Annotated in this window: 13 protein-coding genes, 2 tRNA genes, 2 rRNA genes and 1 riboswitch; of the genes, 14 read left to right on the top strand and 3 right to left on the bottom strand. The window is 52.7% G+C overall.

Translation table 11 applies throughout. From position 1 onward, the window contains the following. The 12 genes from BZG82_RS03155 to BZG82_RS03100 all read left to right on the top strand — a co-directional run. Positions 1–168 (top strand): 23S ribosomal RNA (locus BZG82_RS03155); the annotation flags it as partial. Positions 169–255: 87 nt separating this feature from the next. Beyond that, positions 256–371 (top strand): 5S ribosomal RNA (gene rrf / locus BZG82_RS03150). Positions 372–573: 202 nt separating this feature from the next. Then, a tRNA-Asp gene (locus BZG82_RS03145) sits at positions 574–650 on the top strand. Between the two features lie 249 nt (positions 651–899). Beyond that, positions 900–976 (top strand) — tRNA-Trp (locus tag BZG82_RS03140). A gap of 302 nt (positions 977–1,278) precedes the next feature. Then, the gene (gene crcB, locus BZG82_RS03135) at positions 1,279–1,659 is read left to right on the top strand and encodes a fluoride efflux transporter CrcB (protein WP_069586806.1); all 381 of its coding nucleotides are present in this window, start codon (positions 1,279–1,281) and stop codon (positions 1,657–1,659) included. Between the two features lie 56 nt (positions 1,660–1,715). Then, positions 1,716–1,815: riboswitch (TPP riboswitch) on the top strand. Positions 1,816–1,909: 94 nt separating this feature from the next. Continuing rightward, the gene (gene thiC, locus BZG82_RS03130) at positions 1,910–3,886 is read left to right on the top strand and encodes a phosphomethylpyrimidine synthase ThiC (protein WP_077765146.1); all 1,977 of its coding nucleotides are present in this window, start codon (positions 1,910–1,912) and stop codon (positions 3,884–3,886) included. Beyond that, the gene (thiE, locus tag BZG82_RS03125; RefSeq protein WP_077765145.1) at positions 3,883–4,551 is read left to right on the top strand and encodes a thiamine phosphate synthase; all 669 of its coding nucleotides are present in this window, start codon (positions 3,883–3,885) and stop codon (positions 4,549–4,551) included. The genes thiC and thiE overlap by 4 nt, the downstream gene beginning before the upstream one ends. Beyond that, positions 4,535–5,302 carry a HesA/MoeB/ThiF family protein gene (locus BZG82_RS03120; RefSeq protein WP_077765144.1) on the top strand — a complete coding sequence of 256 codons (768 nt, stop codon included), beginning with the start codon at positions 4,535–4,537 and terminating at the stop codon, positions 5,300–5,302. The genes thiE and BZG82_RS03120 overlap by 17 nt, the downstream gene beginning before the upstream one ends. Next, on the top strand, positions 5,286–5,483 hold the full coding sequence (gene thiS, locus BZG82_RS03115) for a sulfur carrier protein ThiS (RefSeq protein ID WP_046074603.1): 198 nt from the start codon (positions 5,286–5,288) through the stop codon (positions 5,481–5,483). The genes BZG82_RS03120 and thiS overlap by 17 nt, the downstream gene beginning before the upstream one ends. Positions 5,484–5,485: 2 nt before the next feature. Next, positions 5,486–6,259, top strand: a complete 774-nt coding sequence (locus BZG82_RS03110; protein WP_077765143.1) for a thiazole synthase — start codon at positions 5,486–5,488, stop codon at positions 6,257–6,259. Beyond that, complete coding sequence (gene thiH / locus BZG82_RS03105) at positions 6,259–7,410, top strand: 2-iminoacetate synthase ThiH (protein WP_077765142.1); 1,152 nt, start codon at positions 6,259–6,261, stop codon at positions 7,408–7,410. Before BZG82_RS03110 ends, thiH begins: the two co-directional genes overlap by 1 nt. A gap of 13 nt (positions 7,411–7,423) precedes the next feature. Further along, positions 7,424–7,654, top strand: a complete 231-nt coding sequence (locus BZG82_RS03100; protein ID WP_077765141.1) for a glutaredoxin family protein — start codon at positions 7,424–7,426, stop codon at positions 7,652–7,654. 53 nt (positions 7,655–7,707) lie between these two features. Here BZG82_RS03100 and BZG82_RS03095 read toward each other — a convergent pair whose 3' ends face one another. Beyond that, positions 7,708–9,495 (bottom strand): aminopeptidase P family protein, encoded by a 1,788-nt coding sequence (locus BZG82_RS03095; protein ID WP_077765140.1) that lies wholly within the window; start codon positions 9,493–9,495, stop codon positions 7,708–7,710. Positions 9,496–9,558: 63 nt separating this feature from the next. Then, positions 9,559–10,539, bottom strand: coding sequence for a LysR family transcriptional regulator (locus BZG82_RS03090; protein WP_077663377.1), 981 nt, complete (start codon positions 10,537–10,539; stop codon positions 9,559–9,561). Positions 10,540–10,637: 98 nt separating this feature from the next. On the opposite strand from BZG82_RS03090, the gene BZG82_RS03085 reads away from it, so the two are divergent. Together BZG82_RS03085 and tsrA are read left to right on the top strand one after the other, a co-directional pair. Then, complete coding sequence (locus BZG82_RS03085) at positions 10,638–11,843, top strand: multidrug effflux MFS transporter (RefSeq protein WP_077765139.1); 1,206 nt, start codon at positions 10,638–10,640, stop codon at positions 11,841–11,843. Positions 11,844–12,051: 208 nt separating this feature from the next. Beyond that, positions 12,052–12,345, top strand: a complete 294-nt coding sequence (gene tsrA, locus BZG82_RS03080; RefSeq protein WP_069588237.1) for an H-NS-like global regulator TsrA — start codon at positions 12,052–12,054, stop codon at positions 12,343–12,345. A gap of 65 nt (positions 12,346–12,410) precedes the next feature. On the opposite strand, the gene BZG82_RS03075 is transcribed toward tsrA, so the two are convergent. Further along, a complete protein-coding gene (locus BZG82_RS03075; RefSeq protein ID WP_077765138.1) occupies positions 12,411–13,322 on the bottom strand; it encodes a DMT family transporter in 912 nt (303 codons plus the stop codon). Positions 13,323–13,420: the final 98 nt, after the last annotated feature.

The following is a 13,420-nucleotide window of genomic DNA, read 5'->3' as shown; positions in this document are numbered from 1 at the left end:
GATAAGCGCTGAAAGCATCTAAGCGCGAAGCTGGCCCCGAGATGAGTCATCCCTAGAGCTTCGAGCTCTCTAAAGGGTTGTCGTAGACGACGACGTTGATAGGCAGGGTGTGTAAGCGCTGTGAGGCGTTGAGCTAACCTGTACTAATTGCCCGTGAGGCTTAACCATACAACACCCAAGAGGTTTTGGGTTGGACTTGAAATAAAGCCAGTTGATTGTGGCGAGAACGAACAGCTTTCTAGATTACCGAATTTGCTTGGCGACCATAGCGCTTTGGACCCACCTGACTCCATGCCGAACTCAGTAGTGAAACGAAGCAGCGCCGATGGTAGTGTGGGGTCTCCCCATGTGAGAGTAGGACATCGCCAGGCTCTCATTGCTTATCTTGTTGATAGCTCGATGCTGTTGATATCTGCGATGCTCATGTATTGGCATACACTGCGCGTCTCGATTCAACATCCTCATCGCATCAAACAAGATAATCTAATTAGAGCTTAATGTTGGGCTTTAGTTAGCAAAAATTTAATCATCAAAGCAGATATGCGTAAGACTTTGATGAGACAGAATTGGTGCGGAGTGGTAGTTCAGTTGGTTAGAATACCGGCCTGTCACGCCGGGGGTCGCGGGTTCGAGTCCCGTCCACTCCGCCACTACTTAGAAACCCTGCTAATTTTAGTAGGGTTTTTTGTTATTGGCCAGGTTCGCCCTGCGGGCGAATGAGTCCCGGTTGCCCGCAACCCCGGCCCTCCGCCACTGCTTAGAAACCCTAGCTGAAAAGCTGGGGTTTTTTGTGATTGGGGCGTTGGGGCGATTTGCTTTATAAATAAGCGATCAAACGTCTGAAGAGTAATTGGTGGTGGTAATTTGTCGCGGGATCGCTACAATAGGCACCTATCTACAGGGGTATAGCTCCAATTGGCAGAGCAGCGGATTCCAAATCCGCGTGTTGGGGGTTCGAATCCCTCTACCCCTGCCAAATACCAAAGCATCGACATCGTCGGTGCTTTTTTTGTATGTGAATCATCAAGGTTCTCGTAATCCGATTAAGGGTAGATGTGAACATGCAATCTACACAAAAGCGTGTCGGGGGCTGGGTCGCCAGCCCGGTCGAATCCCTCTACCCCTGCCAAACATCAAAGCATCGACATTGTCGGTGCTTTTTTTGTATGTGACTCATTATGCTTCTAGCACCCCTGATCCTTTTCCCTTTTTCTTCCTCCTGTTTCTTGTTCACATGTCGCGGTATGATGACTTTTTACCAATCAAAAGGAGCCCCCAGTGGTAAGCATATTGTGGGTAGGACTTGGTGGCGCATTAGGGGCGTCTTCGCGTTTTTTAGTTTCAGAGTGGAGCGTCGCAGTGTTTGGTCGAGGATTCCCGTACGGCACCCTAATGGTTAATGTGCTAGGATCATTAGCGATGGGTGTCTTTTTAGCGGCGATGAGTCAAGAGCTGATTGCCCCTGTACCTTGGCGTCAACTGATTGCGATTGGCTTTTTGGGCGCGTTCACCACCTTCTCGACCTTTTCAGTGGATACCTTGCTTCTTTTTCAACATGGTGAGACGGTGAAAGCCTTGTTAAACGTGGGTCTCAACCTTGCGTTATGCTTAGGAGCGGCCGCGATGGGGGCTTGGTTGCTAGGACGCATTACTGGGTAGGTAAAAACATGCCATTACGTCGCTTGTTGTTGCGGCGGTGATTTCTTATACTGGCGTTGAACTTGTCGGAGTGCCAATTGGCTGAGACCACGTTAAGTGGGATCCGTTGAACCTGATCTGGTTAGTACCAGCGAAGGGAACAAGAGATGCATCAGATCACAGACCGTACGCGTCTGCCAGTTTTGCTCACATCTCAATTCAGCGTTTTCCGGCAAGCATTAATTCCCATAATGAACACCGGAGTAATGCTATGTCGACCCGTAAACAGGCCCGTCTTGAGGCCAAATCCTTTATCGATTCTCTCTCTGCGCAAACCTACCCCAACTCGGAAAAAGTCTATGTCGAGGGATCGCGACCCGATATTCGCGTAGGGATGCGAGAGATCCATTTGTCTCCGACCTTTGTGGGTGGCAGTAAAGACAATCCGCAGTACGAGGCCAACGAGTCCATTCGGGTTTATGACACATCAGGGCCTTATACTGACCCACAGAGTGCTATCGATATTTACCAAGGCTTAGCGCCAGTGCGCAAAGCCTGGATTGATGAGCGTGCCGATACAGAGTTTCTTGATGCAGTGAGCTCAGACTATGCGCAGACCCGCCTCAGTGATGAAACCTTAGATGATCTTCGCTTTAATGCCTTACCGCCTATCCGTCGGGCGAAACCTAACCAATGTGTGACCCAACTTCACTACGCACGCCAAGGCATTATCACCCCAGAGATGGAGTTTATCGCGATCCGGGAAAATATGGGGCGTCAGCAGTATCGTGAAGAGCAGCTAAACCGCCAGCACCCAGGAGAAAGCTTTGGCGCGCATTTACCCTCAAACATCACTCCCGAATTTGTGCGCCAAGAAGTTGCTGAAGGGCGTGCGATTATTCCTGCCAACATTAACCACCCAGAAGCGGAGCCGATGATCATTGGGCGTAACTTTCTGGTGAAAGTGAATGCCAATATTGGTAACTCGGCGGTGAGCTCCTCCATTGAAGAAGAAACCGAAAAGTTGGTGTGGGCGACCCGTTGGGGCGCGGATACGGTGATGGATTTATCGACCGGACGCAATATCCACGAAACTCGCGAGTGGATTTTACGTAATAGCCCAGTCCCGATTGGCACCGTACCTATGTATCAGGCGCTTGAGAAAGTGAATGGCATTGCCGAAGATCTGACTTGGGAAGTGATGCGCGATACCTTGATAGAGCAAGCCGAACAAGGGGTCGACTACTTTACCATTCACGCCGGGGTGCGTTTGCACTATGTGCCCATGACTGCCAATCGCGTGACTGGGATTGTCTCGCGTGGTGGGTCGATTATCGCCAAATGGTGCTTGGCGCATCATCAAGAAAGCTTCCTCTATACCCATTTTCGTGAAATCTGCGAGATTTGTGCCGCCTATGATGTATCGCTGTCGTTAGGCGATGGATTGCGCCCAGGCTCAGTAGCTGACGCGAACGACGAAGCCCAGTTCAGTGAGTTACGTACCCTGGGCGAGCTAACCAAGGTGGCATGGGAATACGATGTGCAGGTGATGATTGAAGGCCCCGGTCATGTGCCCATGCACATGATCAAAGAGAATATGGACGAGCAGCTCACCCATTGCCACGAAGCGCCCTTTTATACTTTAGGCCCGCTGACTACCGATATTGCGCCTGGCTATGACCACATTACCTCCGGGATTGGTGCGGCGATGATTGGCTGGTTTGGGTGTGCGATGCTTTGCTATGTCACGCCCAAAGAGCATCTGGGTCTGCCCAATAAAGAGGATGTTAAAACTGGACTGATTACTTACAAGTTGTGTGCGCACGCCGCCGACTTAGCCAAAGGACATCCGGGCGCGCAGGTGCGAGATAACGCCATTTCCAAAGCGCGCTTTGAATTTCGCTGGGAAGATCAGTTTAACCTTGCATTAGATCCAGTGACGGCGCGTGCTTATCACGATGAAACACTGCCTCAAGAGTCGGGCAAGGTCGCGCATTTTTGCTCCATGTGTGGGCCAAAATTCTGCTCCATGAAAATCAGCCAAGAAGTCCGCGATTACGCCAAAGAAAATGGCTATGCCGCTGCGGGCGAAGCGATTGATGTCACCATGCTGGAAGACCCGTTAGCAGGCATGCAGCAAAAATCGCAAGAGTTTCGAGAAAAGGGCAGTGAGCTCTACCTGCAAAAATCTCATCATTCGCCACAACAAGGCGCTGAGGTAAGCGACAGCGATAAGGTGGAATCATGAGCCTGACCCCGTTTGCGCCTATGTCGGAAGGCATAGGCCCATTATATCCGGTGGTAGACGACGTGGATTTACTTGAACGCTTACTTTGCTTGGGCGTGAAAACCGTGCAACTGCGTGTGAAGCAGCCAGCCCATCCACAATTGTCATACTGGGTACAGCGCGCGGTGGCATTGGGTCGCGCGCACCATGCGCAGGTGTTTATCAACGATCACTGGCAGCTTGCGCTTGAAGCTGGCGCCTATGGCGTTCATCTGGGCCAGCAAGACTCACAAGAGGCGGATCTTGACCGACTTGCGCGGCAAGGCGTGCGCCTTGGCGTATCGACACGCAGTCCCGAACAACTTGCTGCAGCGATTGCACTCTCGCCCAGTTATCTTGCCATCGGCCATATTTTTCCCACTACCACCAAACAGCTCGCCGAGCCGCCGCAAGGCATTTCTGCGTTAGCTCAGCAGGTGGCGACTGTGGATGGCCGCTTCCCGACGGTGGCGATTGGCGGTATTGATCTCAACCGAGCCCCTGACGTTTGGCGCACTGGCGTGGACGCCATTGCGGTGGTCCGTGCCGTGACGCAAGCGCCTGATTTAGCGGCGCGCATTGACGCATTTAATCGCTGTCTTAATCCATCAAGACAGCAAGGAGGGCGTGATGCTATCGGACAGTGAATACCTGCGTTATAGCCGGCAAATCATGCTGCCAGAAGTCGGAGAGTGCGGGCAGCAGGCACTTGGCAAGGCGCGCGTGTTAATGGTGGGTGCCGGTGGGCTTGGAACCACCGCGGGCCTCTATCTTGCAGGCGCTGGCGTGGGTCAGTTAGCGATTGCTGACTCGGACCACATTGAGCTATCTAATTTGGCGCGTCAGGTGGCGTATCGGGAGGCGCAAATCGGCACCGATAAAGCCGCGTCGCTAGCCGCTAACTTGGTCGCGCTGAATCCAAATTGCCAGTGCCGAGCCATCAATGCCTATCTAGAAGGTGAGCGTCTGGCGCTTGAAGTGGCGATGGCGGATGTGGTCCTTGACTGCAGTGATAATCTCGCCACTCGCCATGCAGTCAATCAAGCCTGTGTAGAGGCTGGTACGCCGTTGGTGAGCGCGGCGGCGATCGGTTGGCAAGGCCAGTTATTGGTTTATCAACCGCATAGCGCATGTTATGCGTGCGCCTTCGCAGACGTGACGCTTTCTGAACCCACACGCTGCGCTGAAGCTGGGGTAATGGGACCTGTGGTCGGCATGATGGCCACCGCGCAAGCGCTGGAAGGAATAAAGCTGTTATTAGGGCAGGCGGTCGGGACCAATCGCTTGTCACGACTGGATGGACAAACCATGACATGGCAGCACTTTTCGCTGCCCGTGGATCCGCACTGTGCGGTTTGTCAGCCAAAGCGGGAGGTAAGCGATGCAGTTAACCATTAATGACACGCCGACAGAGGTCAATGCCACGACCGTCGCGCAATTGATTGAGGAGATGAAGGTGCCGGCCGAGTCGGTCGCAGTGGCGCTAAATCAGACCATTATTGCGCGTGATGCTTGGTCATCCACGTCACTCACCGCTGGCGATAGCTTGGCGGTCTTTCAAGCGATTGCCGGAGGATAATTATGTTAACCATTGCGGATACGACGTTTTCATCTCGACTGTTAACCGGCACCGGCAAGTTTGCTAGTCGCAAGACCATGGCCGAATCACTGGCGGCCAGTGGCACGGAACTGGTCACCATGGCGCTAAAGCGAGTCGATGTCCATGCCATACAAGATGATATTTTAACCCCGCTGCGCGAGCTAGGTGTGCGCTTGTTGCCTAATACCTCGGGAGCGAAGAATGCGCAAGAAGCGGTCTTTGCCGCGCGTCTTGCCCGAGAAGCATTGGGAACGCACTGGGTGAAGTTAGAGATTCACCCCGACCCCAAATATTTGATGCCTGACCCGATTGAAACCCTTCAAGCGGCGAAAACCCTTGTAGATGAGGGGTTTGTGGTGCTGCCATATTGTCATGCTGATCCTGTGCTGTGTAAGCGTTTGGAAGAGGTGGGATGCGCGGCGGTGATGCCCCTTGGCTCACCGATTGGCTCCAACCAAGGGCTGGCCTCAATGGCGTTTCTCGACATCATTATCGAGCAAGCCCGTGTGCCGGTGATCATTGATGCCGGCATTGGCGCACCGTCAGATGCGGCGTTAGCGATGGAGCGGGGCGCCGATGCCGTCTTGGTGAACACTGCCATTGCCACCGCCGGCGATCCGATTGCCATGGGCGCGGCGTTTAAACAAGCGGTTGAAGCCGGACACTGTGCGTATCGCGCTGGGCTGGCGGGCTCACATAATCACGCCCACGCTTCTAGCCCCTTAACCGCGTTTCTTGACGCTAAGGAGGCGTGATGAGTTTTTCTGAGCGGTGGGCAGCACTCGATTGGGATCATCATCGCCTTTCGATTTACAGCAAAACGCGCCAAGATGTCGAGCGGGCGCTGGCTAACTCCTCGCGTAATTTGGACGACTTCGCTGCCCTGATCAGTCCTGCCGCTGAAGCCTACCTTGAGGCCATGGCTCAGCAATCTGCGGCGCTGACGCGGCAGCGGTTTGGCTACACCATGGGGTTTTATATTCCGCTGTATCTCTCCAATTTGTGCGCTAACGTGTGTACCTATTGCGGTTTTTCGATGGAAAACCGAATCAAACGGCGCACGCTGGATGAAGCCGAAATCGCCGCCGAGTGTGAAGCGATAAAAAAAATGGGCTTTGACAGTGTGCTCTTGGTGACCGGTGAGCATGAAACCAAGGTGGGGCTCGATTATTTTCTCCGCGCCTTACCGGTGGTGAAGCAATACTTTCATCATGTGGCGATGGAGGTGCAGCCGCTGGATACCGAGGCGTATCGCGCCTTGGTGGCACAAGGTGTGGATGCGGTGATGGTGTACCAAGAAACCTACCACGCGCCAACCTATGGAGAACACCACAAGCGCGGGAATAAAACCGACTTTCACTATCGGTTGCAAACCCCAGATAGGTTGGCACAAGCAGGGGTTGATAAAATCGGCCTTGGCGCATTAATTGGCCTAGAGGACTGGCGTACCGACAGCTTTTTTACCGCCCAGCATCTCGATTATCTGGAAAAGCAATACTGGCAAAGCCGCTACTCGCTATCCTTTCCACGCTTACGCCCTTGCGCGGGCGCCTTACAGCCGAAATCGGTGATGACGGATAAGCAGCTGGTTCAGCTTATTTGTGCCTATCGGTTGTGGAATCCGCAGGTGGAGCTGTCGCTATCGACACGTGAGTCACCGCACTTTCGCGACAATGTGTTACCGCTTGGGGTCACGAGCTTATCCGCGGCGTCAAAAACCCAACCGGGCGGCTACGCGAACCCGGAGCCACAATTGGAGCAGTTTGCTATCAGTGATGAGCGCGGCGCGGCAGAGGTAGCCGCCAGCGTTCGTGCGCTCGGTTTTGAGGTGGTATGGAAAGATTGGGATAACATCTACGATATCGCGCGTCAGGCGCAAATGGCTTCACAAACGGCAGCGGGTTAGCGACAATGCGGGCATGAAACGTATTACTGTATATGTAGGTTCGCGCTGTCCTCACTGTGAGGCGGCCAAAGCCTACTTGGATAAAAAAGGGCTGCGTTATCGTGTTGTCGATACGGCTACGCCCAAAGGCAAGAAGCTGCTGGCGGCAACAGGGTCGCGGGGTGTCCCGGTGATTTGCATTGGCGATACTACCTTGCGCGGCTTTTCGCCTAAAGCGGTCGAGAAAGCCCTGAAAGGGGAATAAAAAAAGCGTCCAATCGGACGCTTTTTGTTTTTCACACTCGGTGAAGACGCGACTTAACGACTTAACGGCGCGGTCGCTTGTTTTAACCAAGCTTGGTCTTGATCATCGAGGTGGGGACTGATTTCATCCCACACGGTTTGATGATAGCGATTCCACCACTGGATTTCCGCCTCGCTGAGCAAGCTCACATCGACCAAACGACGATCGATCGGTGCACGCGTGAGTGAGGCAAACCCGAGCATCGTCATGTCGCCCTCGGTGGGCTTTTCTTCAATCAACTCGAGGTTTTCAATCCGGATCCCAAACGCGTCGGCGCGATAGTAGCCCGGCTCGTTTGATACCACCATGCCCGGCAATAGCGCGACGCTATTGGGCGCTTTGGAAATGCGCTGCGGACCTTCGTGCACGTCCAAGAAATGCCCGACACCGTGACCGGTGCCATGGTCAAAATCATAGCCGTGTTGCCACAAATACTGGCGTGCTAAGGCATCAAGCTGGCTGCCTGAGGTGCCTTTCGGGAACAGCGCGGTGGCCAGCGCAATATGCCCTTTAAGCACCAGCGTGAAGGCCTTTTTGATCTCAGCGCTGCACTCGCCCACCGGCACGGTACGGGTGATGTCGGTGGTGCCGTCATAGTATTGACCGCCTGAGTCGACCAAGTAGACGTTGTTGCTCTCAATCACGCTCGGTTTGGGCTGATTGTTGTGGTTATAGTGACACATGGCCGCATTGCCACCGGCGGCGGAAATGGTATCAAAGCTTAAGTCGACCAGTTGATCGTCTTGTTGGCGGAATTGATACAGGGTGTCTGCGAGCTCGGCTTCATCAGGGCGTTCACCGGCGTCGACTTGACGGTCAAACCAGGCCAAAAAGCGAGTCACGGCAACACCATCGCGCACGTGACAGGCACGCATACCGGCGATTTCTTGCGGGTTCTTGGCTGCTTTTTCAAGCGCACATGGGTCTTGCGCTTCCACCACAGTGACTTGCGCTTGTTGGAGGGTGTCCAGTGTCCATGCATTGGCACCGTTTAGGTCGACCAATACACGTTGACCGCTCAGCGCTTGCAGGGCATCAACCAGACTGTCTGGGTGCGCGACGCTCACGCCTTGGCCCACGTGAGCAGCAAAGCCTTCGGGGAGACGGTCAGGGTCGATAAACACCGTCACGTCACCGGATTGCTTGATAATCGCTTGGGTCAGTACCACGGGTAAACGTGGGATGTCGCGACCACGGATATTGAGCAGCCAACAGACGGCATCGGGTTGAGTGAGTACCGCGGCATCAAGATTCTGATCGGCTAACTGCTGGCCAATGGTTTGACGTTTATCCAAGCTGGCGCGGCCGGTTTTCTCTTCACCCAGTAAAATAGCAGGGCTATTAAGCGGGGCGGGGCGATCGTCCCACAAGCTTTCAATCGGGTTTTGCTCAACACTCACCAGTGTCAAAGCCCCATCCAGCGCGCGTTGGGTACGTTTGTACCAAGCAGCGCTATGCATGCGAGCGTCGATAGCCAGCTTAGCGCCCTTGGGTAATTGTTGCTGGGCCCATTGCACCGGTGGTTCATCAATCAGATGGCAGTAGTCAAACAGGCCGGCGGGGACTTGCTTACGGACTTGAACCACATAGCGGCCATCAACAAAAATTGCTGCCTTGTCGCGGGTGATCACCGCAGCGCCTGCTGAGCCGGTAAAGCCGGTCGCCCAGTGAAGGCGTTCGTTGTGCTCAGGCACATACTCACCGAGGTATTCGTCTTCATGGGGGATGAGTAGGGCGTCATAATCGTGTTGAGCCAGCCAGTGTCTTAGCTGCTCAATACGCTTGGTAAGGGTCGCGTCCATTATTCTTCCTTCTTTGTATGGGGTGAACTTGCCATGTTCGGCCACGCGTAAAAAACCAGTGGGTTAGACCCTAGCGCGATTGGCGATAGGCTGCAATTTTGCTGGGCTAAATTGCTGACAGCGTGAAATAATCAAGGCTTTCAGCCATTGGTGCCCTGGGTCATTTTCTTGATTTTGATGCCAAAACAAGGTGTACGCCATCGGCGGTATTGGCGTCGGTAACGGCCTTACCACCAAATTGAGCGACGCGGCAATATAATGCGCAAACTGGCTTGGTGAAGTAAACACCAGGTCGGTATAGGTACACAGGCTCGCCGCACTGTTGAAATCTGGCACGTACATGGCAATGTCACGCTCAATATTACGCTCTGCCAGTTTATAGTCCAACAGCCAGCGGTCATTCCCATCACACTTCACCTGTACATGTCGCAGTCCAAGGTAACGCGCTTCATCCCATGGACCCTTGAGTGCCGGGTGATCAGCGCGCATCAATACACACTGGTGATCTTGGCAAAGCTCTTGGTAGCGTACGCCTTTGGGCGGCATCATGGTCAGCATGGCATCGGCGGGATTTAAATCTTTACCGGTAATGCCAAAGTCGATATTGCCTCGCGCAAGCCCATCAAAGGTGGTTTGATCCCAAGCGGCGGTATTAAGGGTGATAGCTGGGGCCGCTTCTAGCATATCGCCAATAAACTGTGGCAGTAGCAATGGATAGGCGCTCTCGACGAGGGCAAAGCGAAAACAGCGATCGCTTAAGTGCGGCTGAAAGTGATCCGGCTCGGTCATCGCCGCAACATCATTGAGTAAAGCGCGTAATTTGGCCTGTAAGGCTTGCGCTCGAACGGTGGGTTTGAGCCCGTGGGCCGCTCGCGTAAAAAGCGGGTCGTTAAATTGCGCTCTAAGTCGGGCTAAGTTTTTACTCACTGCCGATTGGCTTAAATGCAGCCGTTTTGCCGCGCCCGTGACATTACACTCTTCCAACAATACATGTAAGCACACCAATAAATTAAGGTCGGTGCGCTGCAGCTGGTCCAAATCCATTACAGGTATTCTCCTTGGGAATAACTGCTTTTACTATAAACCATTATGGTTCATATCCTGAAGCCACTATACTGCGTGCCTGTATAGAGGAGTAACCAATGTCACACACTGATTCACCGACATCGAATCGCTTACTGGTCGCCTTAATGGTGTTACTGGTGCTGTTTAGCCCGATGGCGATTGATATTTATTTACCGGCGTTGCCGCATATGGCGGGAGACTTTAACGTTAACCCGACGCTGGTACAGGATACCATCACTTGGTTTATGTTTAGCTTAGGCTTAGGTCAGCTGTTCGCCGGCCCGTTGGCTGACCGCTTTGGTCGCAAACCTGTGGCCGTCATTGGCATACTGCTCTATGGACTGAGCTCGTTAATGGCGTGGCTCGCCACCTCGATGGATATGATGCTGGTGGCGCGTTTGCTGCAAGGTTTTGGCGCGTGCGCGACTTCCGTGTGTGCATTTGCAGCGGTGCGTGACAGATTCGGAGCTGAGCGCAGCGGCCATATGATTAGCTATCTTAATGGCGCGATTTGCTTTGTGCCTGCCTTGGCGCCGCTATTGGGGAGCTGGCTTACCCAAGTCTTTGACTGGCGCGCTAACTTCACCTTTATGCTCGGTTATGCGGTATTAGGGTTAGTATTAGTCATGGTCTTTTTGCCCGAGACACGCCCTGCGCACACGGACACTTCGGGTCGCCTATTTAGCGTACGCCGTTATTGGCAAGTGCTACGCGTACCAACATTTACCTACCACATCATCCTTTGCATGCTGGCGATGGCGGTGATCTTAGCGTATGTCACCTCCGCGCCTGTATTGCTGATGGATAGGTACGGTATTTCCATGAACAGCTTCACTTTTTGGTTTGGTGCTAACGCGGCACTAAACATTGCCGCGGCGATGTTAGCGCCGCGCTATATGGAAAAATTTGGTAGCCGCCGTGCGCTCAATATTGGCTTGATGATGCTGGTAGGCTCGGGTGGGCTGATGCTGGCATTAAGCTCTATTGCGACGCCTTGGGCCTTTATGTTGCCGATTTTTACCTCGTCATTTGGCTTTGCTTGGGTGTTAGGCGCGTCAGCCGGCGCCGCTTTAGCCCCATTTTCTGACCGTGCTGGCACAGCGGCAGCCTTATTGGGATTGTTCCAAATGAGTGGTGCAGGGCTTTTGGTTAGCTTAACCCAGCGCTTGGGGTTATCGGCCAGCGATCTGATGACCGTACATATGTGGCTCTTGTTGCCTGGCCTCGTGATTTTGTGGTCCCCAGTTGGGAAGCAATGGCATGCAGCAACGATAAAACAGTAAGAAAATCAATAAAAACAACGTCTCAGTTGGCAAAGTATAATAAGACGTGAAAAACGCAGGGGTCTCGACAACCCATCATCCCTTTTCGCTGGCTTCGGCCAGCGTTTTTTTATTTTGCTAAAAGTGCGTGGTTCGGAGTATATTTACTAAGCAAATCGAATTAACGCTCATTCCTTTTCGTTTTTATCTCAAAGGTCAGTTACACACTATGTCATTATCGACAATCGAAATGGCGCGCGTCCTCGAACAACTTGAGGAATCGCCAGAAAAAATCATGTTTGGCAAATTACTGCAAGAATTAGGTAGCCAAAGTGAAGAGCGTGTACGCAGTGCTGCACGTCAAGTGCCACTGAAATACTTGCGTGAACTGGTTTACCAATTTAATTCTGTGATTGAAGAGCGCCGTTCTGAGCGCATTGAAGAAATCACCCAAGGCTTACTGCAAGATGGTCTCTCTGCTGACGAGCTCTATCAGTACATGACACAGCGTAAAGTTGGCTAACCCCTAGTCCACACTGTGTGATTGTGGCGCCCATAAGGTGACGCCACTGAGCTTTACATGAGTGACTATGACGACGCACTGGCAGCGGACGGTTTGTCACGCTTGCCTGTGCGCTGTTGAATTAATAATCCCACCACAATGCACATCAAACCAATTAAAGTGCTTAGATGAATGGTCTCACCAATAATGGTGGCGAGTAATAGCAGTGAAATAAACGGTGATATAAATATCAGATTACTGATCCGAGAGGTATTCTGAGTATATTTCATCGCGCTCAGCCACAGCATAAATGTCACGCCCATTTCAAACAGACCAACGTAACTCACGGCGAGCCACCCTTGCCATGGAATGCCTTGCCACGATGCGGTTAGCCCCGCCAAAGTAAGAGAAATGGGTAGCGAAAGGACAAAGCTTAATAATATCCCGACTACAGGATCGGCAGCGTTTTTAGTATTTAATATCCAGTAGCCTGCCCATAGTAGTGTCGATAATAATGCCAACCCAATCCCCAATGGGCTATCAAATTGCAGCGAAAATAGTTGTCCCTTGGTGGCAATAATTACCACGCCGAAATACCCCAATGCCGCAGCAATCCAATCTTGACGACGAATCGTCTGCCCTAAGAAAAGCGCTGCCATCAACGTTAAGGTAATGGCCCAGCTGTAATTTAAAGGCTGCGCTAATGAGGCAGGTAATAGATCGTACGCCTTAAATAGGACTAAGTAATAAATCAGTGGATTGACGAGTCCTAATACAAGGTAGTAACCCGGTCGCGCGCGAAAGGTTGGCCAGATGGCGCCCAATTTGCCTTGGAGCGCGGCAATGGCGAATAGGATCACCACAGAGACGACACTGGCGGCGGCCAGCATCTGTATGGGCGACATATAGCGTAGCGTTATCTTAAATGCGGTGGCGACGGTCGACCAAAGTAAGACGGCTGATAGGGCGAATATCAGCGCCTTGCGCTCATCATGCATGCTGCGTCCTTGCGGTTATGCCAGTGTTTTTAGGCAGTCTACGGGATCCCATGTCTCTGAGATAGACTGGACATTTATCCAGTGTGCGATTAGCCTTT

This window comes from Salinivibrio sp. PR5, from assembly GCF_001996085.1.
GTDB classification, from domain to species: domain Bacteria; phylum Pseudomonadota; class Gammaproteobacteria; order Enterobacterales; family Vibrionaceae; genus Salinivibrio; species Salinivibrio proteolyticus.
Note: the sequence above shows the minus strand (reverse complement) of the source record. Positions and strands in the feature narration are given on the sequence as shown.